Origin of the sequence: Microbacterium tenebrionis, assembly GCF_020682665.1 — a bacterium.
GTDB lineage: Bacteria > Actinomycetota > Actinomycetes > Actinomycetales > Microbacteriaceae > Microbacterium > Microbacterium tenebrionis.
In genome coordinates this window covers 1,016,728-1,037,912 of the sequence record NZ_JAGTTM010000001.1, presented here as the reverse complement: position 1 = coordinate 1,037,912, position 21,185 = coordinate 1,016,728, and the positions used below count along the sequence as shown (strand labels likewise).

General features: G+C 68.8%; 26 protein-coding genes, 1 tRNA gene and 1 pseudogene. 13 read left to right on the top strand and 15 right to left on the bottom strand.

Features of this window, described 5'->3' with window-relative positions; all coding sequences use genetic code 11:
* Positions 1–26 precede the first annotated feature (26 nt).
* Positions 27–99 (bottom strand) — tRNA-Arg (locus KEC56_RS05205).
* Between the two features lie 74 nt (positions 100–173).
* Positions 174–734: an asparagine synthase gene (locus tag KEC56_RS05200; RefSeq protein ID WP_227530107.1), complete on the bottom strand. Its 561-nt coding sequence runs from the start codon at positions 732–734 to the stop codon at positions 174–176.
* Positions 735–860: 126 nt separating this feature from the next.
* Here KEC56_RS05200 and KEC56_RS05195 point away from each other — a divergent pair, with 126 nt between their 5' ends.
* Positions 861–1,697, top strand: a complete 837-nt coding sequence (locus KEC56_RS05195) for an SDR family NAD(P)-dependent oxidoreductase (protein WP_227530106.1) — start codon at positions 861–863, stop codon at positions 1,695–1,697.
* Between the two features lie 13 nt (positions 1,698–1,710).
* Here KEC56_RS05195 and KEC56_RS05190 read toward each other — a convergent pair whose 3' ends face one another.
* From KEC56_RS05190 to KEC56_RS05155, 8 genes are all read right to left on the bottom strand, one after another.
* Positions 1,711–2,349, bottom strand: coding sequence for a GntR family transcriptional regulator (locus tag KEC56_RS05190; protein ID WP_227530105.1), 639 nt, complete (start codon positions 2,347–2,349; stop codon positions 1,711–1,713).
* A gap of 128 nt (positions 2,350–2,477) precedes the next feature.
* The gene (locus tag KEC56_RS05185) at positions 2,478–3,119 is read right to left on the bottom strand and encodes an NADPH-dependent F420 reductase (RefSeq protein ID WP_227530104.1); all 642 of its coding nucleotides are present in this window, start codon (positions 3,117–3,119) and stop codon (positions 2,478–2,480) included.
* 36 nt (positions 3,120–3,155) lie between these two features.
* A complete protein-coding gene (sufU, locus tag KEC56_RS05180) occupies positions 3,156–3,599 on the bottom strand; it encodes a Fe-S cluster assembly sulfur transfer protein SufU (RefSeq protein ID WP_227530103.1) in 444 nt (147 codons plus the stop codon).
* Positions 3,596–4,930 (bottom strand): cysteine desulfurase, encoded by a 1,335-nt coding sequence (locus tag KEC56_RS05175; RefSeq protein WP_227530102.1) that lies wholly within the window; start codon positions 4,928–4,930, stop codon positions 3,596–3,598. The genes sufU and KEC56_RS05175 overlap by 4 nt, the downstream gene beginning before the upstream one ends.
* Positions 4,931–4,984: 54 nt before the next feature.
* A complete protein-coding gene (locus KEC56_RS05170; RefSeq protein ID WP_175986648.1) occupies positions 4,985–5,170 on the bottom strand; it encodes a hypothetical protein in 186 nt (61 codons plus the stop codon).
* A 32-nt stretch (positions 5,171–5,202) separates the two neighbouring features.
* On the bottom strand, positions 5,203–5,535 hold the full coding sequence (locus KEC56_RS05165; RefSeq protein WP_175986942.1) for a DUF6804 family protein: 333 nt from the start codon (positions 5,533–5,535) through the stop codon (positions 5,203–5,205).
* Between the two features lie 74 nt (positions 5,536–5,609).
* Positions 5,610–5,918 (bottom strand): hypothetical protein, encoded by a 309-nt coding sequence (locus KEC56_RS05160; protein ID WP_175986939.1) that lies wholly within the window; start codon positions 5,916–5,918, stop codon positions 5,610–5,612.
* On the bottom strand, positions 5,915–6,799 hold the full coding sequence (locus KEC56_RS05155) for an SDR family oxidoreductase (RefSeq protein ID WP_175986936.1): 885 nt from the start codon (positions 6,797–6,799) through the stop codon (positions 5,915–5,917). Before KEC56_RS05155 ends, KEC56_RS05160 begins: the two co-directional genes overlap by 4 nt.
* 148 nt (positions 6,800–6,947) lie before the next feature.
* Here KEC56_RS05155 and KEC56_RS05150 point away from each other — a divergent pair, with 148 nt between their 5' ends.
* Both KEC56_RS05150 and surE read left to right on the top strand, forming a co-directional pair.
* A complete protein-coding gene (locus tag KEC56_RS05150; RefSeq protein ID WP_175986934.1) occupies positions 6,948–7,949 on the top strand; it encodes a 1-phosphofructokinase family hexose kinase in 1,002 nt (333 codons plus the stop codon).
* Positions 7,946–8,749, top strand: a complete 804-nt coding sequence (gene surE / locus KEC56_RS05145; protein WP_175986932.1) for a 5'/3'-nucleotidase SurE — start codon at positions 7,946–7,948, stop codon at positions 8,747–8,749. The genes KEC56_RS05150 and surE overlap by 4 nt, the downstream gene beginning before the upstream one ends.
* Here surE and KEC56_RS05140 read toward each other — a convergent pair.
* Positions 8,686–9,021 (bottom strand): DUF7882 family protein, encoded by a 336-nt coding sequence (locus tag KEC56_RS05140; protein ID WP_227530101.1) that lies wholly within the window; start codon positions 9,019–9,021, stop codon positions 8,686–8,688. The genes surE and KEC56_RS05140 overlap by 64 nt on opposite strands.
* A gap of 108 nt (positions 9,022–9,129) precedes the next feature.
* Here KEC56_RS05140 and KEC56_RS05135 point away from each other — a divergent pair, with 108 nt between their 5' ends.
* The 3 genes and pseudogenes from KEC56_RS05135 to KEC56_RS05125 all read left to right on the top strand — a co-directional run bounded on the left by KEC56_RS05135 (position 9,130) and on the right by KEC56_RS05125 (position 9,829).
* Entirely contained in the window at positions 9,130–9,390 is a 261-nt protein-coding gene (locus KEC56_RS05135; protein WP_227530100.1) for a hypothetical protein, read from the top strand.
* A gap of 2 nt (positions 9,391–9,392) precedes the next feature.
* Positions 9,393–9,593: pseudogene (locus KEC56_RS05130) on the top strand (CinA family protein); the annotation flags it as partial.
* A 20-nt stretch (positions 9,594–9,613) separates the two neighbouring features.
* Complete coding sequence (locus KEC56_RS05125) at positions 9,614–9,829, top strand: Rho termination factor N-terminal domain-containing protein (RefSeq protein ID WP_227530099.1); 216 nt, start codon at positions 9,614–9,616, stop codon at positions 9,827–9,829.
* Positions 9,830–9,854: 25 nt separating this feature from the next.
* Here KEC56_RS05125 and KEC56_RS05120 read toward each other — a convergent pair whose 3' ends face one another.
* From KEC56_RS05120 to KEC56_RS05105, 4 genes are all read right to left on the bottom strand, one after another.
* Complete coding sequence (locus KEC56_RS05120; RefSeq protein WP_227530098.1) at positions 9,855–10,421, bottom strand: NADPH-dependent FMN reductase; 567 nt, start codon at positions 10,419–10,421, stop codon at positions 9,855–9,857.
* A gap of 73 nt (positions 10,422–10,494) precedes the next feature.
* The gene (locus KEC56_RS05115) at positions 10,495–10,629 is read right to left on the bottom strand and encodes a methionine/alanine import family NSS transporter small subunit (protein ID WP_227530097.1); all 135 of its coding nucleotides are present in this window, start codon (positions 10,627–10,629) and stop codon (positions 10,495–10,497) included.
* Positions 10,626–12,233, bottom strand: a complete 1,608-nt coding sequence (locus KEC56_RS05110) for a sodium-dependent transporter (protein ID WP_227530096.1) — start codon at positions 12,231–12,233, stop codon at positions 10,626–10,628. Before KEC56_RS05110 ends, KEC56_RS05115 begins: the two co-directional genes overlap by 4 nt.
* A 39-nt stretch (positions 12,234–12,272) precedes the next feature.
* The gene (locus KEC56_RS05105; RefSeq protein ID WP_227530095.1) at positions 12,273–13,265 is read right to left on the bottom strand and encodes a LacI family DNA-binding transcriptional regulator; all 993 of its coding nucleotides are present in this window, start codon (positions 13,263–13,265) and stop codon (positions 12,273–12,275) included.
* Positions 13,266–13,414: 149 nt separating this feature from the next.
* Here KEC56_RS05105 and rhaI point away from each other — a divergent pair, with 149 nt between their 5' ends.
* From rhaI to KEC56_RS05070, 7 genes are all read left to right on the top strand, one after another.
* Positions 13,415–14,578 carry an L-rhamnose isomerase gene (gene rhaI / locus KEC56_RS05100; RefSeq protein ID WP_227530094.1) on the top strand — a complete coding sequence of 388 codons (1,164 nt, stop codon included), beginning with the start codon at positions 13,415–13,417 and terminating at the stop codon, positions 14,576–14,578.
* Complete coding sequence (locus KEC56_RS05095; RefSeq protein WP_227530093.1) at positions 14,575–16,110, top strand: sugar ABC transporter ATP-binding protein; 1,536 nt, start codon at positions 14,575–14,577, stop codon at positions 16,108–16,110. The genes rhaI and KEC56_RS05095 overlap by 4 nt, the downstream gene beginning before the upstream one ends.
* The gene (locus KEC56_RS05090) at positions 16,107–17,135 is read left to right on the top strand and encodes an ABC transporter permease (protein ID WP_227530092.1); all 1,029 of its coding nucleotides are present in this window, start codon (positions 16,107–16,109) and stop codon (positions 17,133–17,135) included. Before KEC56_RS05095 ends, KEC56_RS05090 begins: the two co-directional genes overlap by 4 nt.
* Positions 17,128–18,231: an ABC transporter permease gene (locus KEC56_RS05085; RefSeq protein WP_227530091.1), complete on the top strand. Its 1,104-nt coding sequence runs from the start codon at positions 17,128–17,130 to the stop codon at positions 18,229–18,231. Before KEC56_RS05090 ends, KEC56_RS05085 begins: the two co-directional genes overlap by 8 nt.
* A gap of 26 nt (positions 18,232–18,257) precedes the next feature.
* The gene (gene rhaS / locus KEC56_RS05080; protein ID WP_227530090.1) at positions 18,258–19,316 is read left to right on the top strand and encodes a rhamnose ABC transporter substrate-binding protein; all 1,059 of its coding nucleotides are present in this window, start codon (positions 18,258–18,260) and stop codon (positions 19,314–19,316) included.
* Between the two features lie 71 nt (positions 19,317–19,387).
* A complete protein-coding gene (locus tag KEC56_RS05075; RefSeq protein ID WP_227530089.1) occupies positions 19,388–20,833 on the top strand; it encodes an L-fucose/L-arabinose isomerase family protein in 1,446 nt (481 codons plus the stop codon).
* A 2-nt stretch (positions 20,834–20,835) separates the two neighbouring features.
* On the top strand, positions 20,836–21,180 hold the full coding sequence (locus KEC56_RS05070; protein ID WP_372456233.1) for an L-rhamnose mutarotase: 345 nt from the start codon (positions 20,836–20,838) through the stop codon (positions 21,178–21,180).
* Positions 21,181–21,185 lie beyond the last annotated feature (5 nt).

Sequence of the window (21,185 nt, the reverse complement as noted above, 5' to 3'; positions counted from 1 at the left end):
GGCTCGACTACTGTCTCAACACAGTGTGCGCCACAAGGGACTCGAACCCCTAACCTTCTGATCCGTAGTCAGATGCTCTATCCATTGAGCTAGTGGCGCATTTCGCGGCCTGTTCCGGTGAAACGGGCCTCAGCAAGAATACATGACGGAGCACGCGAACGCGAAACCGGGCGTCAGGACGCCGTCTCGCGCTTGCGCTTGGCCCGCTGCTGCGACGACAGCGCCTGGAGGTCGACGAGGCGCAGCGCCTGCATCCGCGCCTCGCGCATGGTGTCGTAGTCCGGGTCCTGATCGGGGCGCATGCCCTCGACGATGAGCCGGCGGTCGAGGTTGCTGCGCACGTCTGCCCATGCCGCCTCGCGGGCGCCCTCGACGAGCGAGCCGAGAGCGTCGGAATCGGCAGCCATGGCCGTCAGCCGCTCGGCGACGGCGGCATACTGCTTGGCGCGCCTGCGCAGATTGCGCACATCGCGGTCACGGTAGTCGTGCGTTCCGGCCGGGTCGGAATAGCGTCCCCTGGCGCGCTTGCGCAGGCGCGTCATGGCCTCTGCTCCATGCTCCGATTCGCGGGCCATGGCCAGCAGCGCCTCGCGGGCGTCGTCGACGTACTGCTCGGCGTCGAACGCCCCGCCCTGAGCGATCGTTCCGACGAGAATGTGGTTCTTCACGGCGAGCCGTGCGGCGGCAGTGGCGATCGCGACCCCTTCGGCGATCGCATCCGCTGTCTTTCCCACCTCGGCCTCCTCTCTCCCGATCGTATCGTCACCAACCGACGCGACTGGGGCCACAATGGAAACCGACAGGTTCTCCACACCTGCAATGACGCGAACAGCACGACCCGAGTGCTGGAGGAGGATGCGATGCGACGGCTGACCCTGGCCGGAAACACGACCGTGATCACCGGTGCCGCCAGCGGAATGGGCGCAGAGATCGCGCGTCTGCTCGTGGCGGCACGCGTCGATCTCGCACTGATCGACCGCGACGCCGAGGCGCTTGCATCCCTCGCCGCGGGCCTTCCCGGCCGCGTCACGACGCACGTGGTCGACCTGCGCGAGGACGCCGCCGTGGCGGATGCCGCGACGCAGATCATCGCAGCGCATCCCCGTATCAACGCCCTGATCACATGCGCGGGGTCGTCGATGCTCGGCAGCATCGAGCAGCTCACCATGGAGGAGATGCGATGGCTCCTCGACGTCAACCTGTGGGGCACCGTGTCGATCACCAAGGCCCTGCTGCCGGCGCTGCGCGCACAGCCGGCCGCGCACATCACCCACCTCGCGAGCGTCTACGCGCTGGCCGCCCCGGCCGGGCGCATCCCGTACGCGATGAGCAAATTCGCCGTGCGCGGGTTCTCGGAGGCCCTCCGGCATGAGCTCGAGGACAGCCCGGTCACGGTCGGCGCCGTCTATCCGGCGGGCGTGCGGACCGGCATCATCCTGCACGGCCGGTACGCCGCCGCGATCGACCCGGCTGTCGCGGCGCGTGCGGCGTCGGCACAGGCCGCGATGTACCACACCGAACCGGCGGATGCCGCGGCGCGGATCATCCGCGCGACGGAAATGCGCCGCGCGAGGACCATGGTCGGCCGCGAGGCGCGACTGATCGACCTCATCGTGCGCGCGACGCCCTCGGGCTATTGGCGGGCGATGCGCGGTCAGCTGCGCGACGCCACCGACACGACGACGCCGGTACGGTGAGCCCGGAGCGGTCTCAGCCGGCGGATGCCTCGTCCGGCAGTCCGAAGCGGCGCTCGGCCGCCACGAATCCTTCGGCGAGATGGGCAGCCACGAGGCTGCGCACCAGCTCCACGTCGCGGGCGGCGATCGCCGTGTACAGCTCGCGATGCGACACGGCCATCGTGTCGGGCTCCTCGTACAGCCCGAAGATCCACTTCAGGCGCGTACCGAACACGCCCACCAGCTCGACGAGCACGGCGTTGCGCGCGAGGACGGTCATATAGGCGTGGAAGTCGACCGCCGCGTTCTGCGCCGCGAGAAGATCGCCGTCGCGCGCGGCCTGCTCCTCGCGCTCCAGCACTCGCAGGAGTCCTGCGAGACCGGCTTCGTCATGACGCTCGGCGGCGTAGGTGAAGAGCATCGTCTCGAGCGGGCCTCGCACCTCGGCGAATTCGCGGACGTCGTCCCGGGTGTACTCGCGGACGACGGCATAGGTGCGTGGACGCGAGACGACGAGCCCCTCGGTGACGAGTGCGCGGATGGCTTCCCGGACGGGAAGCCGCGAGACGTTCAGCCTCGCGGCGATGTCGCGCTCGACGAGCTTGGACCCCGGTTTCCTGCGCCCCGTCACGATGTCATCCCGCAGCACGCGCGCGACGCGTGCGGACTCCAATTCCCCAGATTTCTCCCCCATTCGAGCAATTGTGCCACTCAACGGGGCAATCGCACAGAACGTGGTATCACGGCGTCGATGCCGCGGCGGCGCAGATTCTGCCGCCGCGACAGCGCCGCGGTGGTCGATCAGGGCAGGCGGTTCGCCTTCGCCAGGTTCTCGGTGAGCTCGGCGGCGTTCTGCCGGACGACGTACGCCGGGCGGTCGCGCTCGACCCGCCACGACTCGCTCAGGGGCCCGACGTTGACGGCGTCGAAGCCGACCTCGTCGTAGAACCTCGTCGCGAACGCGGCGGCGTCGTCGAAGTCGCTGGCGATCGCGAGTGCGCGGCGGTTCTCCGTGTCGGCGGGCGCGCCGTCGGTGGTGATCTCGCCGGAGCGGATGTGGTTGAAGGCCTTCACGACCTTCGAGGTCGGCAGGTGCTCCTGCAGCATCTGCGAGGTCGTGGTCTCACCGGCATCGAGGGCGTCGATGTGTCCGTCGCGCTCGAAGTAGTAATTGTTGGTGTCGAGCACGATCTTGCCGGCGAGCGGCTCGACGGGCACCTGCGACAGGGCGTGCAGCGGCACGGTCACGACGACGACATCTCCGGCCTCTCCTGCTTCGGCGGGCGTCGCGGCGCGCGCCTTCGGCCCGAGCTCTGCGACGAGATCGCCGAGCGTCTCCGGTCCTCGCGAGTTCGCGATCACGACGTCGTAGCCGGTCGCGACCGCGGCGCGTGCGATCTGGCTGCCGATGTGTCCTGCACCGATGATTCCGAGTGTTGTCATGCCGAGATGCAACGCCGTCGGTGCGGCGGTATTCCGTCAGTCGAGCTTGCGCAGAGCATCCTCGGCGGCCACCCACGCGAGCATCGCGCACTTCACCCGGGCGACGTAGCGCGAGACGCTGCCGAGGGCTGCGGCATCACCGAGGAGCTCCTCGTCGGGCTCGATCTTTCCGCGCGAGCGCATCGCCTCGCGGAACACGTCGATGCGCTGCTGGATCTCGGCGACCGTCATGCCCTCGACGAGGTCGGCGAACAGCGAGGCCGAGGCCTGCGAGATGGCGCAGCCGTGCCCCTCCCATGCGATCGCCTCGATCGTGCCGTCGCCGGCGGCATGCACCTGAAGGGTGATCTCGTCGCCGCAGGTGGGGTTGAGCTGGTGCGACTGGGATGCGACCTCGTCGCGCAGCCCGAAGCCGTGCGGCGTGCGCGAGTGGTCGAGGATGAGCTCCTGATACAGGTTCTGCAGGTCCTGGGAGGTCATGAGCGCACTCCGATGTCGCGAGTGGCGGCGACGCCGCCGAGGAAGAAGTCGATGGTCGCGGCGACGCCATCGAGGAACGCGTCGATCTCGGCCTCGGTCGAATAGAGGTAGGTGCTCGCCCTCGTGGACGACGTGACGCCGAGCCTGCGGTGCAGCGGCTGGGCGCAGTGGTGCCCGACGCGCACGGCGATACCGCGGTCGTCGAGGAACTGGCCGACGTCGTGCGAGTGGATGCCGGGGATGTCGAAGCTGGCCAGCCCCACCCGGGGCAGGTCGATGCCTGCGCCGAGGACGCGGACGCCGTCGATCGCGGCGAGCCCGGCGAGGAGCCGGCGACCGAGGATCTCTTCATGGGCGGCGATCCGCGGCATCCCGACCTCGTCGAGGTAGCGCACGGCGGCGGCGAGCGCGACGGCCTGCGACACGCGTTGCGTACCCGCTTCGAAGCGCTGCGGCGGCTGCAGGTACTCCGCCTCGGTCGTCGTGACGGTCGTGATCATCGACCCGCCGGTGAGGAACGGCGGCATCGCGGCGAGCAGCTCACGGCGGCCGTAGAGCGCCCCGATGCCTGTGGGTCCGAGCATCTTGTGACCGGACAGCACCGCGAAGTCGACGTCGAGCTGCTTCACGTCCAGCGGCAGGTGCGGCGCCGACTGGCACGCGTCGAGCAGCACGAGCGCTCCGACAGCGCGAGCGCGGTCGACGAGCGCGGCGACGGGATTGATCACGCCGAGCACGTTGGACACGTGGGTGAACGCGACGATCTTCGCCCGCTCGGTGATGTGCGACTCGAGCTCGTCGAGACGCAGCGCACCGTCATCGTCGAGCGGGATGACCCGCAGCGTCGCGCCGGTGCGGGCGGCGAGCTCCTGCCACGGGATGAGGTTCGCGTGGTGCTCCATCTCGGTCGTGACGATCTCGTCGCCCGCGCCGAGCCGGAAGCGCTCGGCTTCCGCTCCCCCACGGCCGACCGAGGCGTTCGAGAAGGCGTAGGCGACGAGGTTGATCGCCTCGGTGGCGTTGGACGTCCAGACGATCTCGTCCTCCTCGGCTCCGACGAAGCGCGCGAGCGCGCCCCGCGCGTCCTCGAAGGCCTCCGTCGCCTCGGCGGCGAGGGTGTGCGCGCCGCGGTGCACGGCGGAGTTCAGGGTCGTCGCGAAGTCGCGTTCGGCGTCGAGCACGGCGATCGGACGCTGCGAGGTCGCCCCGGAGTCGAGGTACACGAGCGGATGCCCGTTCACCTCGGTGTGCAGGATCGGGAAGTCCTCGCGGATGCGGAGGACCTCGGCATCCGTCAGGGGTGCATCCGTCTGTGCCGCGGTCGAACTCATCCTTCAAGCTTCTCATCTGCCGGGCTACGCGGGGTCGCGCCGCAGACGACCGGCTCAGGCGGGAGTGTCGTCGGGGTCGAGGGACTTCAACTGATCCTCTTCGACCGCGTTGTCGGCATCCAGCTGATCTTCGGTCGTCTTGTCACCACCGACCGGCGCGCCGTCGGAGCCGCCCACGAGGGCCTCCGCCGTCTCGTCGGGGCGGATCTCTTCTGCGGGGTCGGGTAGGCGATCATCCATACCCGCACGCTACGCCCAACCGCGCTCCGGCGCTACGCCTCGCGCTCGTTCCGGATGAGGATGCCGGCCGCGATGAACAGCAGCGCGGCCACGAACTGCGCGGCCGTCCACACCTGGCCGGTGAAGCCGAACGGGAACACCGGGTTCCAGATCACCGCGATCGCGACGAACACGATGGTCCACCACCACTGCCGCGCCTGCCAGGCGAACCACGCGACGATCAGCGCGAGGATCGGGACGAGGTAGAAGATGATCGTCGCGACGATGTTGTCACCGTTGAACAGCGGCGACAGGAACAGGGCGATCGCGGCGAGGAGCCCGGGGGCCAGTGCGTTGCGCTGCATCTGCGGGGTGGGAGAGGCCATGCCTCCATCCTCCCGCACATCCATTCACCGCCGCGGTGAGGACGTGCGGAGCTCGTGATCCTCGGGTGAGCCGCTTACAACCTCGGCGGGAAGTGCGGGATGCTGTTCGGCCGCGTGGCGCGCGAAACCGGGCCGGCGGCGTCCGCGGCATCCAGATCGGCGAGCAGCTCGTCGAGGTCGCGGTAGCGCGACCGGGTCGGGCAGGGGCTGCGCAGCCACAGCACGTCGTAGGTTCCCGTCTCGTTGCGGTCGACGTACGCGACCAGGCGCGAGGCGTCGGTCTCGGTGAGCGCGCTGTCGCAGATGCGCCACGCGGTGCGGGCGATCGGGATGACCTCCCAGACCGATGCGGGTCGCGGAGGCTCCGGTGCTGTCATTGTCATAGTGATTTCCCCCCGGTCACCGCGAGGACGGTCCCCGAGGTGTAAGACGATTCCCCTGATGCGAGGTAGACGTAGGCGCCGGCGAGCTCGGCGGGCTGACCCGCCCGGCCGAGCGGAGTGTCGCTGCCGAAGTTCTGGACCTTCTCGTCGTCCCAGCCGGTCGCCGGGATGAGCGGTGTCCAGATCGGCCCCGGCGCGACGGCGTTCACGCGGATGCCGCGAGGCCCTGCCTCGTCGGCGAGCGCACGCACGAAGGCGACCTGGGCGGCCTTCGTCATCGCATAGTCGATGAGGCCGGCCGACGGGTTGAACGACTGAATGGATGCCGTGACGATGATGCTCGCGCCGGCCTCGAGCCCGGGGAACGCGGCCCGTGCTGAGAAGATCAGCCCCTCGAGGTTGGTCTGGAACACCCGGCGCATCTCGTCGGTGCGCAGGTTCTCGAACCCGTCGATGTCGTGCTGGTAGCCGGCATTGAGCACAAGGATGTCGAGGCCGCCGAGGCCCTCGCGCGTCTGGTGCACGGCCTCAGTGGCGAAGCCCTCGTCGCGCAGATCGCCGGCGAGGCTGAGCCCGGTGCGGCCGGCATCCCGTACGAATTCGAGGGTGGTATCGGCATCCCCCTGCTCCTCGGCCATGTGCGCGATCGCGACGTCGGCGCCCTCGCGGGCGAAGGCGATGGCGACGGCGCGACCGATGCCGGAGTCGCCGCCGGTGATCAGGGCCTTGCGCCCCTCGAGCCGGCCGTGGCCGACGTAGCTCGTCTCGCCGTGATCGGGCTCCGGGCGCATCTGCTCGGTCTGCCCGGGCTGGCGCTGGGTCTGGGCCGGGAACCCGTCGTCCTCATGTGCGTGTCGGGGGTCGGCGGTGCTCTCTGCCATGCGGGCCGCTCCTTCAGCGTCAGGGGGTGTGGTTCCACCTTCTTCTACGGGATGCTTCTGACCAAGGGGGTTGACACCTCCCCGTCCCGGCGGCAGACACTGGAGGATCGAACGAGAGAGCTGAGCCACCGGACGAAAGCGAGTCGACATGAGCGTCACGATTCTTGCCCCGTCGCCCACGTTGACGGTCACGGTCGAAGACCATCCGCAGGGTTCGGAGATCCATGTGCACGCCGGCGGTCAGGGCGTCTGGCAGGCGAGGATGCTGCGGCGCCTGCAGGTGCCGGTGACCGTGTGCTGCCTGCTCACCGGCGAGGTCGGGCGCACGATGCAGCACCTGCTGGAGGACGAGGACGTCACCGTCCACGCGCTCACCCGCGACGGGCGCGGCTCGGCGTACGTGCACGACCGGCGCGGCGGCGAGCGGATCGTCGTCGACGAGGAGGACGGCGACCCGATCGGGCGGCACGACCTCGACGATCTCTACGCGGCGATGCTGCGCAGCAGTGAGGACGCGTCCGTCGTGGTGCTCAGCGGCCCCGCCGGCGAACACACGATCCCCGCCGACTTCTACCGGCGCCTCACGATCGATCTGCGCGCGGCCGGCAAGACCGTCGTCGCCGACCTGGCCGGCGAACGGCTCGAGGCGGTGGTAGCCGGCGCGGTCGACGTGCTCAAGGTCAGCCACGAGGAGCTCAAGGCCGACGGCCTGGTCGCCGAGACGACCGATGAGGAGATCGTCACCGCGATGCAGCGGCTCCGCGCCGAGGGCGCAGGCGCGGTGATCGTCACGCGAGCGGGCGACCCGCTGCTACTGGCCGATGCCGACGGCATCCTCGAGGTGACCCCGCCCCCGTTCGAGGAGAACGAGACCCGCGGCGCCGGCGACTCCCTCACCGCGGGAGTGATCGCGGCGCTCACCCGCGATGAACCGTTGCGGGACGCGATCACCCTGGGCGCGGCGGCCGGGGCGCTCAACGTGACCCGGCACGGACTGGGCACCGGCGATGCCGACGTGATCGAGAGCTTGCGCGAGAAGGTCGCCGTCCGCGAGCTTCCCTCCGGGGACGCCGATGACCGTGAACCCGAGGGAAGGGTGAGCCCCGACGGGCTGGCTGCACTCGCCGAGCCGGAGGAGGACGAGCGATGACCCGCGTACTCATCACCAACGACGACGGCATCGACGCGCCGGGGCTGTGCGCGCTGGCCGAGGCCGCACTCGGCGCCGGGTTCGACGTCACCGTCGCCGCACCCGCCGTGCAGTCGAGCGGTTCGAGCGCGTCGATCGTGGCGGCCGAGACCAACGGCCGGATCGGCGTGGAGCACCGCACGCTGGCGCCGATCCCCGAGGTGAAGGCGTTCGCCATCCAGGGCGGACCGGGCCTGATCGCGTTGATCGCCGCGCGCGGGGCGTTCGGCGATCCCGCCGATGTCGTGCTGTCGGGCGTGAACCACGGCGCGAACGTCGGCCGCGCCATCCTGCACTCCGGTACCGTCGGCGCCGCCCTGACCGGCGGGCTCAACGGCGCGCGCGCGATGGCCGTGTCGCTGGATGTCGGGATGAATCCCGGACGGTTCCACTGGAAGAGCGGGGCGGATGCCGCGATCGCCCTGATCCCGGAACTGCTGGCGCGCGAGGAGGGCACGGTGATGAACGTCAACGTTCCCAACAGCGAGAGCGCCCGCGGTATCCGCGAATCGACGCTCGCGCCGTTCGGCATCGTCCAGATGACGGTGGCCGAGAGCGAGGAGAGCTACCTTCGGCTCGCCGTCGAAGAGCTGCCCAACGTCCCCACTGCCCACAGCGATGCGGCGAACCTCGCAGACGGCTGGATCACCGTGACCGGCATCGACTCGATCATCGAGCGGCCGCTCGGGCTCGGGGCTCAGCCGGGCAGCTCCGACGAGGCCGGCTCGCCGCCGGGCTCGGGCGGCTCGGGAACGAGGTAGAGACCGGTGGGCGCGTTGGCAGTGAATGCGAGGGCGTCGACCCACGCGCGGTTGATCGTGGGCTGACGGCCGCCGTAGTACTTGTAGACGATCGAGCTGCCCGGGTGCACCCAGACGGTCGTGCGTCCGCCGCCGACGCTGGCGTCATCACGCCAGCTGAACGCGAAGGGCTCGCCGCGGCGCAGCTTCGCGCTGATGACGAGCTGCAGATGCGTCAGTGCGCGGTCGTCGACCTCGACCTTGACCCCGCCCTCGTAGATGAATCTGCCCATGGTCGTAGCGTACGCATCAGACACGCGCCGTCGCACCGGTCAACCCCTCTTCCGCCCCGGCGCGTCTCCCCTAGCGTGAGTTCATCCGAGCGACGAGAGGACACCGCGATGAATTCTCACGATGACGCCCCCTACGAGCCGACCACCACGCATGCCGAGTGGGGTGCGGGCGATCCGCACCTGACCGTCACGCGCGATGGCGATCGGTTCACGTTCGCCCTGACCGCGGATGCCGTGCGCATCGGCTCGGCGGAGGGCAACGAGTTGACCCCGCAGCCCTCGCGCCCGGACTACTCCGAGGGTGTCCGCCGGGAATCCGATGAAGCGCGCGCGCCCGAGGGCAGGGGCGTCGAGGTCAAAAACGGCTGACGATGACCGCCGATGCCGAGGTCGACGCGATCAGCGCGCTCGCATCCGCGCAGCATCGTCGCGTCGGCGTCGTCGAGTCGCTGACCTCCGGTGTGCTGGCGCTCGCGATCGGCGCGGGCGAGAATGCATCCGCGTGGTTCTCCGGAGGCATCGTCGCGTACATGCAGGACGTGAAGGAATCGGTTCTCGGCGTCGATAAGGGCGTCGATCCGTGCTCGGCGACGTGCGCCGAGCATCTCGCTGCGGGCGGGCGCAGGCTGTTCGGCGAGCTGGACGGATCCCCGAGGACCGCTCCGAGGTCGGCCGCCGCGGCGGCCAGTCGGGCGACTACGAAGACTGGACGGTCGACGAACTCCGCAAACGTGCGAAGGAGCTCGGCATCTCGGGATACTCGGGCAAGAAGAAGGCCGAGGTGATCCGGATGCTGCGCAACCACTGACCCCGGCCCTCATCCGCGACCGGCGTCAACGACGCGGAAGAACCGTGAGTACGCGCACGATGTGCTCGCGGAACTCCGCCATGTAGTCACGGAGGAACTCCTCCGTCTCGGGCTTGGTTATCGTGCCGTCCTCGTGGAACACGTCCTTCGTGAAGTGGATGTAGGCCTCGGGGGCAGTCATGAGGCGGGTGTTGCAGAAGGCGAGGACCGAGCGCAGCGCCTGCTGAGCGACGGCCGTGCCGATGGCGCCGATGGAGGCGCCGATCATCGCGGCCGGCAGGTGGTCGAAGGAGTTCTCGCCGTACGGGCGCGACGCCCAGTCGATCGCGTTCTTGAGCGCGCCCGGGATCGAGCGGTTGTACTCCGGCGAGATGAACAGCACGGCGTCGGTCGCCTCGATCGACGTCTTCAGTTCGCGTGCCTCGGCCGGGTAGTCGTCGTCGGCGTCGGGGCTGTACAGCGGCAGGCCGCCGATGGGGATCTCGGTGAACTCCAGCTCGTCGGGCGCGAGTCGGATGAGCGCCTTCGACAGGGTGCGGTTGATGGACGTGGATGAGAGGCTTCCGATGAAATAGCCCACCTTGTACGACATGGATGTCTCCTCACGGTTCGGTGAAGACCCCAGTATGCGCCGGGGACGCCGAGGCGGGAAACCCCCTTGCGGATCAGAGTTCGACCGGCGGCGCCGGCTCGCTTTCTGCCTCTTCGGGGTGACGCACGAGGTTCACGATCGCGGCGACGAGGCCACCCCACACCGTGACCATCGCGATGATCATGAAGATGATTGCCGGCGTCGTCATGCTCCCGCTCCCTCGGTCGTCCGGATCGTTCCGGTCTCGGCATCCGGCTCGTAGCTCTCCTCGACGAGGAACTCGTCGTACTCGGGGTCGTCCTTGGCGTGCGAACGCCGACTCCACGGAACGAGCGACAGGATCACGGCGAGGACCACGAGCGAGATGGCCATGCCCCACCCGAAGATCGACAGGAACCAGTCGGGGTAGCTCCCGTACGGGGTGTTGATCTTCGCGATGAGCTCGCTGATGAACAGGTAGCCGAGCACGATCGGGGCGAGCAGACCCACCAGCAGCTTCCAGGTCAGGCCGGTGCGGAAGCTCGAGCGGCGGTTCAGGTGCTCGCTCAAGACGGGGAGCTTGTGCAGCAGCCAGGCGACCACGATGACCGCCACGAGCGCGACCGCCATGATGCCGAAGGCGTTGACGAAGGCATCCGTCGTGTCGAGCACCGCCAGCGCGGTGGTCGTCGAGAAGAACGCCATCGAGATGACCGCCAGCGGGATCGTGACGATGAGCGTGGCGCGCACGCGACCCCAGCCGAGCTTGTCCTGGATCGCGGCGACGATGACTTCGAGGATCGAGATCATCGAGGTCAGCCCTGCGAACGTCAGCGCGCCGAAGAAGAGGACGCCGATGAGCGGGCCACCGGCGGCCTGGGAGACGATCGTCGGGAACGCGACGAAGGCGAGCCCGATGCCGGCAGAGGCGACATCCGACACCTGGGCCGACTGCGCCTGCGCCATGAAGCCGAGGGCGGCGAAGACGCCGATGCCGGCGAGGATCTCGAAGCCCGAGTTCGCGAAGCCGACCACGAGGCCGGAACCGGTCAGGTCGGTCTTGCGCTTCAGGTACGACGAGTAGGTCACCATGATGCCGAAGGCCACGGACAGCGAGAAGAAGATGTGCCCGTACGCACTGGCCCATACGGCGGGGTCGCCGAGAGCCTGCCAGTTGGGCGTGAAGAACGCGTTGAGCCCGTCCATGGCACCCGGGAGGAACAGCGACTGCACCACGAGGACGATGAACATGACCGTCAGCAGCGGCAGCAGCACCGAGTTCGCTGCACCGATGCCGCGCTTGACGCCGAGACCCATGATCACGATCGTCACGACCCAGACGACGAGCAGCGGGATGCCGACCTGCGGCACGAACTCGAGCGAGATGCCGCCGGCGACATCTCCCATGTTGAGGAAATCGCCGAAGAAGAAGTCGTTCTCGTTGCCGGGGCCCCAGCTGAGCTGCGCCGAGAACCAGGTGTACATCGCCGCCCACGCGATGATGACGGCGTAGTAGACGGCGATGACGACGCAGATGAGCACCTGCCACCAGCCCAGCGGCTCGGCCGCGCGGTGCAGGCGGCGGAATGCGAGCGGCGCTGAGCCGCGGAACCGGTGGCCGATCGCGTAGTCGAAGAACAGCAGCGGGATCCCGGCGGTCAGCAGCGCGCACAGGTACGGAATGAGGAAGGCGCCGCCGCCGCCCTCGTAGGCGACATAGGGGAAGCGCCAGATGTTTCCGAGGCCGACCGCCGAGCCGATGGCCGAGAGGATGAAGACATTGCGAGAGCCGAATGCCTCGCGCTTCGGTGCGCGCGTCGTTGCCGTGCTCATGACGGCGAGACTACCGGAAGGGCCGGGCCGCGGTGAGGATCAGATGCCGCGGGTGGATGCCCGGGCGATCAGCTCCGGTTCGAACAGCACGTGCTCGTCGGCGGGGCGGTCTGCGCCGAGCAGCAGATCGACCGCGGTCGACCCGATCAGGGCCGCAGGCTGGCGGACGGAGCTGAGCGGAATGACCGCGGCTGCGGCATAGTCGATGTCGTCATAGCCGAGCAGCGCGATGTCGTCGGGCACGCGCACGTCGCCGGTCATCACGAGGCTCTGCAGCAGGCCGAGTGCGACGAGGTCGTTGGCGGCGAAGACGGCATCGGGGCGGTCGGCGGGGTCGCGCGCGAGGATCCGCTCGCCGGCGCGGCGGCCCTCTTCGACGCTCAGCGCCTCGGTGGCCATGAACTCGACTCCCAGGCCACGTTCGGCTGCGGCATCCTGCGCGCCGCGAAGACGATCGGAGACCTGACGGAGCGCGGCAGGGCCGCCGACGAGGGCGAGCCTCCGGCGGCCCCGATCGAGCAGGTGCGTCGCGGCGATCCTGCCGCCCATGACGTCGTCGACGGCGACCGAGCAGAACCGGGAGTCCTGCGACTCGCGGTCGACAAGCACCGCGGGGATGCCGTGCTCGCGCATGCGCTCCAGCCTCGGCAGCGCCTCTTCGACCGGGGTGATCAGCACTCCTGCGACGCGCTGCTCCTCGAACAGGTCGAGATGGGTCGACTCGCGCTGCTGCTTCTCATCGCTGTTGGCGACGAGAACAGAGTAGCCGTGCTCGGCCGCGCGCTCTTCGGCCCCGCGCACCACCTCGGCGAAGAAGGGGTTGCGGATGTCGAGGATCACCAGCCCGATCGACTTGCTACGGCCGGCGCGCAGCTGCCGCGCGGCGTCGTTGCGCACGAAGCCGAGCCGGGCAATGGACGCATGCACCTTCTCGACGGTCTCGGGGGCGACCCGCTCCGGGCGGTTGAGCACGTTCGAGACGGTGCCCACCGACACGCGGGCGTCGGCTGCGACGTCACGAACGCTCACCATGGCGATCCTCCGGAATGAAACGAATCAGTTGCGGACTCATCCGCTTCTTGACATGCAATCAAAGCACAGTCTATGTTCGATCACACAACGAATGAAACGATTCATTCCCTGACATCCGAGTCAACGAAGACAACGAAAGCACCGCGCCCATGAGCATCCTCACCCCCACGGTCCTCGCAGATCTCGAGAAGCAGTCGATCGAGCTGCCCAGCTGGGCCTTCGGCAACTCGGGCACCCGGTTCAAGGTGTTCGGCACACCGGGAACGCCGCGCGATCCGTTCGAGAAGATCGCGGATGCCGCGCAGGTGCACAAGCACACGGCCTTGGCGCCGACCGTCGCGCTGCACATCCCGTGGGACATGTGCGACTTCGGCGACCTGCGCAAGCACGCCGAGGATCTCGGAGTCGAGCTCGGCACGATCAACTCGAACACCTTCCAAGACGACGATTACAAGTTCGGCGCACTCACGCACGAAGATGCCGCGATCCGTCAGAAGGCGATCGATCACCATCTCGCGTGCATCGACGTGATGGATGCCACCGGCTCCCGCGATCTGAAGATCTGGCTCGCCGAGGGGTCGAACTACCCCGGCCAGGCAGACCTGCGCGGCCGCCAGGACCGGCTGCACGAGTCGCTGCAGAAGATCTACACGCGCCTCGGAGATGATCAGCGCCTCGTCCTCGAGTACAAGTTCTTCGAGCCGGCGTTCTATCACACCGATGTTCCGGACTGGGGGACGTCCTACGCTCAGGTCAGCGCCCTGGGCGAGAAGGCGATGGTGTGCCTCGACACCGGGCACCACGCGCCGGGCACGAACATCGAGTTCATCGTCATGCAGCTGCTGCGCCTCGGCAAGCTCGGCTCGTTCGACTTCAACTCGCGCTTCTACGCCGACGACGATCTCATCGTCGGGGCGGCCGACCCGTTCCAGCTGTTCCGCATCCTCTTCGAGGTGATCCGCGGCGGCGGCCTGAACAATCCCGATGTCGCGTTCATGCTCGATCAGTGCCACAACGTCGAGGACAAGATCCCCGGCCAGATCCGCTCGGTGCTCAACGTGCAGGAGATGACCGCGCGGGCGCTGCTCGTCGATCGCGACGCGCTGACGACTGCGCAGAAGTCGGGCGATGTGCTCGCGGCGAACACCGTCTTCATGGACGCGTTCTACACCGACGTCCGCCCGGCGCTGGCCGAGTGGCGTGAGTCGCGCGGCATGGATGCCGACCCGATGGCCGCCTACGCGGCATCCGGGTATCAGCAGAAGATCGCCGCCGATCGCGTCGGCGGCGTCCAGGCCGGGTGGGGCGCATGAGCATCGCTCCACCGAACGCACCTGCTCCGCTGCTGTCGCTCCGCGGAGCCGCGAAGACCTTCGGCCCCGTCGTGGCACTCGCCGACGGGACGATCGAACTCCTCCCCGGCGAGATCCACGCGCTCGTCGGCGAGAACGGCGCCGGAAAGTCGACGCTGGTGAAGATCCTCGCCGGGCTCCACCACCCCGATGCCGGAGACTTCCTCGTCGACGGCGCGCCCGTCGCCTTCCGCACCGTCGCCGACAGCAAGGCGGCGGGGATCTCCGTGATCTACCAGGAGCCGACCCTGTTCCCCGACCTGACGGTCGCGGAGAACATCTTCATCGGTCGGCAGCCGCGCGGCAGGCTCGGGCTGATCAGCCGCGCCGCCATGCGCCGCGAAGCCATGGCGCTCTTCGAACGCCTGGGCGTCCCGATCGATCCCGACCGCCCCGCCGAGGGACTCTCGATCGCCGATCAGCAGATCATCGAGATCGCCAAGGCCATCTCGATCGACGCCCGGATCCTCATCATGGACGAGCCGACCGCCGCGCTCTCCGGCGTCGAGGTCGAACGCCTGTTCACGGTCGCGCGCTCACTGCGCGACACCGGCGCCGGCATCCTCTTCATCTCGCACCGCTTCGACGAGATCTTCGCCCTGACCAACCGCATCACCGTCATGCGCGACGGCCGGTACATCGGCACGCACGACACAGCCGCAGCGACCGTCGACGGAATCGTCCGGGAGATGGTCGGACGCGACATCGATCAGCTCTTCCCCAAGCAGGACGCGACGATCGGCGAGGTCGTGCTCGACGTGAGCGGCCTGTCTCGTCGAGGTGTGTTCCGCGACGTCGACCTGCAGGTGCGCGCCGGTGAGATCGTCGGCCTCGCCGGGCTCGTCGGAGCAGGCCGGACCGAGGTCGCCCGCGCGATCTTCGGCATCGACCCCTACGACACCGGCTCCGTCACGCTGAGCGGGGCGCGCCTGAAACCGGGCAACCCGCAGGCGGCGATAGACACCGGCATCGGATTCGTCCCGGAGGACCGCCGCAAGCAGGGGCTCGTGATGGACCTCTCGGTCGGGCGGAACCTCACCCTCACGCTGCGCAACACCCTCAGCCGCGCAGGGATCATCGACACGGCAGCAGAACGGCGGGCGGCCGACACCTGGTCGCAGCGCCTGCAGGTGAAGACGGGCTCCGCGGAGTTCGCGGTCTCCACACTGTCCGGCGGCAATCAGCAGAAGGTCGTGCTGGCGAAATGGCTCGCGACCGAGCCCCGGCTGCTCATCGTCGACGAGCCGACGCGCGGCATCGACGTCGGGACGAAGGCCGAGGTGCACCGCCTGATCTCCGATCTCGCCGCCCGCGGGATCGCGATCCTCATGATCTCGTCCGAACTGCCGGAGGTTCTCGGCATGGCGGATCGCGTCGTCGTCATGCGCGAGGGACGGGTGACCGCGCGCCTCGACCGTGCGGATGCGACGCCCGAGAACGTCATGCTCGCGGCCACGGCCGAGCCCGCACCGATGCTGGAGGACACGAAGTGACCGTTGCAACGCGGAACGCTCCGCGCACCGAGAGAACCTCGCCCCTGAGCGGCTTCCTCCGCCGGCGGGAGATCCCGGTCGCCGCGGCGCTCATCGTCCTCGTCCTGGTGACCTACGCGGCGAACCCGCTCTTCCTGAGCCAGCAGGGCGTCAAGGACCTGATGCTCAACGCGACGATCATGATCATCCTCGCCGTCGGGCAGGCGATGGTCATCTTCACGCGCAACGTCGACCTGTCGGTGGGCTCGATCCTCGGGCTCGTCGCTTTCCTCACCGGAACGCTGTTCGCGGATGCGCCGGGCATCCCTATCCCCGTCGTCTTCCTCGCCGGTCTCGCCCTGGGAGCTCTGCTCGGCGCGATCAACGGCCTGCTCGTGACCGTCGCCCACGTGCCGGCCCTGGTCATCACGCTCGGCACGCTGTACGTGTACCGCGGCATCAACAACGCGTGGGCGGGCGGCACCCAGTACTTCGCCGGCGATCGACCGGACGAGTTCGGAGCCCTGGCCGTCGACACCGTGCTCGGCTTCCCCATCATCACGCTGCTGGCGATCGCCGTCGTCGTGATCGTCGGCATCTACCTCGCCGGGGCCCGCTCCGGACGCGACCTGTATGCGATCGGCTCCGACCCGGAAGCCTCCAGGGTGTTCGGAATCCCGGTCGCACGACGCGTGATGACCGCGTTCGTCGTGAACGGCCTGCTCGCGGGGCTCGCCGGCGTCCTGTACGCCGCACGATTCAACTCCGTCGGCGCCACCACGGGAACGGGGATGGAACTCGACGTCGTCGCTGCGGCCGTCGTCGGCGGCGTCGCCATCTTCGGCGGCAGCGGATCCGTCGCGGGTGCCGCGATCGGGGCGGTCCTTCTGACCACGATCACCAGTGCCCTCACGGCGCTGCGCGTCGACAAGTTCTGGCAGCAGGCCGTCGTCGGCATCCTCATCATCGCCGCGATCCTCGTCGACCGGATCGCGAGCGTCCGCACCGCCCGCAAGCTGCGACTCACGGAGGCACGCGATGTCTGAAACCGCCCGCACCTCGACCGCGGACCCCACCACGACAGCCGTTATCGCCGCCGGCGTGCTCGAGACCGAGCCGCGAGGGCGCACGGGGTGGACGCGCATCCTCCTCGGCCGCGACGCCGTGATGATCTACGCGCTCATCGCCGCTCTCGTCATCGCCGCGATCAGCATCCCGCGGTTCGCGTCCCCTGTGACGGCCGGCTTCCTGCTTCTCGACGTCATCCCCATCCTGCTCATCGCCATGCCGATGACCCTGGTGATCATCACCGGCGAGATCGACCTGTCCGTGGCGAGCATCGCGGGTCTCACCAGCGCCGTCATCGGCGTCCTCTGGCAGGCGGGACTCGACATCGGCCTCGTGCTCGTGATCGGGCTCGTCGTCGGGGCGGTCGCCGGTGCGGTCAACGGCTTCCTCATCGCCGTGGTCGGGCTCCCGTCCCTCGCGGTCACCATCGGAACGCTCGCGCTCTTCCGCGGTCTCGCTCTCGTTGTGATCGGCGACAACGCCGTGGCGAACTTCCCCCCGGAGCTCACCGCCTTCTTCACATCGAAGCTCGGGGCGACCGGCATCCCCACCGTCATGATCGGGGTCGCCCTCGTGATCGCGTTCTTCGCGATCCTGCTGCACTTCACGCCGTTCGGCCGCGGCCTCCCCGCGATCGGATTCAGCAAGGAGGCGGCACGGTTCGTCGGGATCGACGTCGCCCGCGCCAAGTTCTGGCTGTTCGTGGGCACCGGATCCGTCTCGGCGCTCGCCGGCATCTTCTGGACGCTGCGCTACTCGAGTGCACGGTCCGACAACGCCAGCGGCCTCGAGCTCGCGGTGATCGCCGCCGTGCTCCTCGGCGGTGTGTCCATCTTCGGCGGGCGGGGCTCGATCCCCGGCGTCGTCGCCGGCGTGCTGCTCATCGGCGTCATCAACTACGGCCTGCGACTCGGCCGCGTCTCCGAGGTGATCCTCATCATCGTCACCGGGTCGCTGCTCATCGCATCCGTCGTCGCCCCGAGCGTCGGGCAGGCGATCGGACGCTGGCGTCACGACAGACGAGTCCGCAGAGAACTTCCCCAGGCCACCGCCTCGGGTCGACCACGCGCCTAGCACCGGCGCAGACGAAAGGAAAAACAATGGAGTGGATCCGCACACACCGGGCACGGCGCCGGCTCTCCGCCATCGCCGCACTCGCCTCGGTCGCGCTCATCGCGACCGGCTGCGCCGCCGGCGGCGGAGGCGACGGAGGAGGTGACGGTTCGGGTCAGGACGGCGACCAGACCATCACCTTCATCCCGAAGCAGCTGAACAACCCGTACACGGACGTGGTCCTCGGCGGAGGTGAGGACGGCGCCGAGTCCGCGGGCTTCGCATCCAGCCAGGTCGTCGGCCCGCTCGACGCCAGCGCCTCCAGCCAGGTCTCGTTCATCAACGCCGAGACCCAGGCGGGCACGAACGTCATCGTCATCGCGGCGAACGATCCGGATGCCGTCTGCCCGGCTCTGGAAGAGGCGCGCTCGGGCGGCGCGAAGATCGTCGCCTTCGACTCGGACACCAATCCGGACTGCCGCGACGTGTTCATCAGCCAGGTCGTCGCGAAGGACGTCGCGCTGATCCAGGTCGAGCTCATCGCCGAGCAGATCGGCGGTTCGGGTGAGATCGCGATCCTGTCGGCGACGGCGAACGCGACGAACCAGAACGAGTGGATCAAGTACATCGAGGAGGAGCTCGACTCCAACCCCGACTACGCCGACATCGAGCTAGTCGCGAAGGTCTACGGCGACGACGACGACACGAAGTCGTTCCAGGAGGCCCAGGGTCTCATGCAGGCGCACCCGAACCTCAAGGGCATCATCTCGCCCACGACGGTCGGCATCGCCGCCACGGCTCGCTACCTGTCGACGTCGGAGTACAAGGGCAAGGTGGCGCTTACGGGCCTCGGCCTGCCCAACGAGATGCGTCCGTTCGTCAAGGACGGCACCGTGACCGAGTTCGCCCTGTGGGATCCGGCACAGCTCGGCTACGTCGCGGCCTTCGCGGGCAAGGCTCTCGCCGACGGCGACATCACCGGCGCCGCGGGCGACACGTTCGAGGCCGGAGACCTCGGCGAGCGCGAGGTCGGCGAGGGCGGCGTCGTCATCGTCGGCCCGCCGACGGTGTTCAACGCCGACAACATCGACGAGTACGACTTCTGATCGCCAGGAGGGCGGCCCGGCGCAGCCGGGCCGCCCTCCGATCGAAGCCACTACGGAATGAAGGAACCATCATGACGCCGTCCACCTCCTCGGGGTTCGCCGAGATCCTGCCCGCGCACTCCCGCCGCAAGCCGCGCATCGGCCTCGTCGCCGGGGGCCTGGGAACGTACTGGCCGCAGTTCCCGGCGCTGCGGCCTCAGCTCGAGGAGTCGGCACGATACGTGTCCGACCGCTTCCAGGCGATGGATGCCGAGGTCACCGACGTCGGGTTCATCTCGGATGCGCAGGAAGGAGCCGTCGCCGCGGAGACGCTGCGCCGCGCCGACTGCGACCTGATCGTGCTGTTCCTCACCACTTACCTCACCGCCTCGATGGTGCTCCCGATCGCGCAGCGAGCCGGCGCGCCGGTGCTCGTCATCGACCTGCAGCCGACGGAGAAGATGGACCACGCGTCCTTCGACACCGGCGCCTGGCTCGCATACTGCGGTCAGTGCCCCGTGCCGGAGGTGGGCAATGTGTTCCGTCGCGCCGGCATCGAGTTCCGCTCGGTCTCGGGCTGGCTCCGGCAGGAGTCGGCCTGGGCCCGGATCGAGCAGTGGATCCACGCGGCGCACATCCGCGCCGCACTGCGCCACGCCCGACACGGGCTGATGGGCCACCTGTACCCCGGCATGCTCGACGTCTCCACCGACCTCACCCTGCTGCCGACGACCTTCGGATCCCATGTGGAGGTGCTGGAGTTCGACGATCTGCGAGTGCGGGTGGATGCGGTCACCGATGCCGAGGTGAAGGACCGCATCGACCTCGCGCGCGAGATCTTCACCCTCGACGACTCCGTGAACGACGAGGACTTCGCATGGGGCGCCCGCGTCTCCGTGGGGCTCGACCGGCTCGTCGACGACTTCGACCTCGACACGCTGGCCTATTACCACCGTGGTCTCGACGGCGAACTCCACGAGCGCCTCGGTGCCGGCATGATCCTCGGAGCATCGCTCCTCACCGGGCGCGGCATCCCCACCACCGGCGAGTACGAGCTGCGCACGACCGTGGCGCAGCTCGCGACGCAGGTCGTCGGAGCCGGGGGCTCGTTCTGCGAGATCCAGGCGCTGAACTTCGAGGACGGCGTCGTCGAGATGGGGCATGACGGGCCGGCTCATCTCGCGGTGTCCAGCCGCGAACCGCTGCTGCGCGGCCTCGGCGTCTACCACGGCAAGCGCGGGTGGGGCGTCTCGGTGGAGTTCGACGTGCAGCACGGACCGGTGACCCTCCTCGGGCTTGGTCAGGATCGCGACGGCTCGCTGTCGTTCGTTGCATCCACGGGGACCGTCGTCCCCGGGCCCCTTCTCGCGATCGGAAACACCACGAGCCGCGTCGACTTCGCCCGCGACCCCGGCGAGTGGGTTGACGCGTGGTCGGCCACCGGCGTCGGGCACCACTGGTCGCTGTCGGTCGGCGACCGCATCGGCGACTACCGGGCTGCAGCGTCGCTGCTGGGCATCGACTTCCGGGAGGTCTGATCGTGAGCTCCTCTCTCGAGCGCGTCTGCTTCGAGCTGCGCGTGCGTCCCGAACGGATCGACGAGTACCGCGCGCGCCACGCCGCGGTCTGGCCCGACATGCTCCGCGCGCTCCGCGACACAGGGTGGCGGAACTACTCGCTGTTCCTGCGCGAGGACGGTCTGCTCATCGGCTACTTCGAGGCAGAGTCCGCCGAAAGCGCCATGGCGGCGATGGCCGAGACCGAGGTCGACGCCCGCTGGCAGGCCGACATGGCCGAGTTCTTCGAGGACCGTCCCGGTGGCGGCCTCCGACGCTACCTCGAGGTCTTCCATCTGGAAGATCAGCTCGCCGGCCTCGCAGACTGACGCCC

Bases quoted from the DNA above. Each gene is read 5' to 3' on its own strand.
- KEC56_RS05110 (WP_227530096.1), bottom strand. From the start codon at position 12,233: ATGAGCACGGCAACGACGCGCGCACCGAAGCGCGAGGCATTCGGCTCT.
- KEC56_RS05195 (WP_227530106.1), top strand. From the start codon at position 861: ATGCGACGGCTGACCCTGGCCGGAAACACGACCGTGATCACCGGTGCC.
- rhaS (WP_227530090.1), top strand. From the start codon at position 18,258: ATGGAGTGGATCCGCACACACCGGGCACGGCGCCGGCTCTCCGCCATC.
- sufU (WP_227530103.1), bottom strand. From the start codon at position 3,599: ATGACCTCCCAGGACCTGCAGAACCTGTATCAGGAGCTCATCCTCGAC.
- surE (WP_175986932.1), top strand. From the start codon at position 7,946: ATGACCCGCGTACTCATCACCAACGACGACGGCATCGACGCGCCGGGG.
- KEC56_RS05085 (WP_227530091.1), top strand. From the start codon at position 17,128: ATGTCTGAAACCGCCCGCACCTCGACCGCGGACCCCACCACGACAGCC.
- KEC56_RS05165 (WP_175986942.1), bottom strand. From the start codon at position 5,535: ATGGCCTCTCCCACCCCGCAGATGCAGCGCAACGCACTGGCCCCCGGG.
- KEC56_RS05105 (WP_227530095.1), bottom strand. From the start codon at position 13,265: ATGGTGAGCGTTCGTGACGTCGCAGCCGACGCCCGCGTGTCGGTGGGC.
- KEC56_RS05160 (WP_175986939.1), bottom strand. From the start codon at position 5,918: ATGACAATGACAGCACCGGAGCCTCCGCGACCCGCATCGGTCTGGGAG.
- KEC56_RS05140 (WP_227530101.1), bottom strand. From the start codon at position 9,021: ATGGGCAGATTCATCTACGAGGGCGGGGTCAAGGTCGAGGTCGACGAC.
- KEC56_RS05095 (WP_227530093.1), top strand. From the start codon at position 14,575: ATGAGCATCGCTCCACCGAACGCACCTGCTCCGCTGCTGTCGCTCCGC.
- KEC56_RS05185 (WP_227530104.1), bottom strand. From the start codon at position 3,119: ATGACAACACTCGGAATCATCGGTGCAGGACACATCGGCAGCCAGATC.
- rhaI (WP_227530094.1), top strand. From the start codon at position 13,415: ATGAGCATCCTCACCCCCACGGTCCTCGCAGATCTCGAGAAGCAGTCG.
- KEC56_RS05170 (WP_175986648.1), bottom strand. From the start codon at position 5,170: ATGGATGATCGCCTACCCGACCCCGCAGAAGAGATCCGCCCCGACGAG.
- KEC56_RS05115 (WP_227530097.1), bottom strand. From the start codon at position 10,629: ATGACGACGCCGGCAATCATCTTCATGATCATCGCGATGGTCACGGTG.
- KEC56_RS05150 (WP_175986934.1), top strand. From the start codon at position 6,948: ATGAGCGTCACGATTCTTGCCCCGTCGCCCACGTTGACGGTCACGGTC.
- KEC56_RS05075 (WP_227530089.1), top strand. From the start codon at position 19,388: ATGACGCCGTCCACCTCCTCGGGGTTCGCCGAGATCCTGCCCGCGCAC.
- KEC56_RS05155 (WP_175986936.1), bottom strand. From the start codon at position 6,799: ATGGCAGAGAGCACCGCCGACCCCCGACACGCACATGAGGACGACGGG.
- KEC56_RS05175 (WP_227530102.1), bottom strand. From the start codon at position 4,930: ATGAGTTCGACCGCGGCACAGACGGATGCACCCCTGACGGATGCCGAG.
- KEC56_RS05120 (WP_227530098.1), bottom strand. From the start codon at position 10,421: ATGTCGTACAAGGTGGGCTATTTCATCGGAAGCCTCTCATCCACGTCC.
- KEC56_RS05135 (WP_227530100.1), top strand. From the start codon at position 9,130: ATGAATTCTCACGATGACGCCCCCTACGAGCCGACCACCACGCATGCC.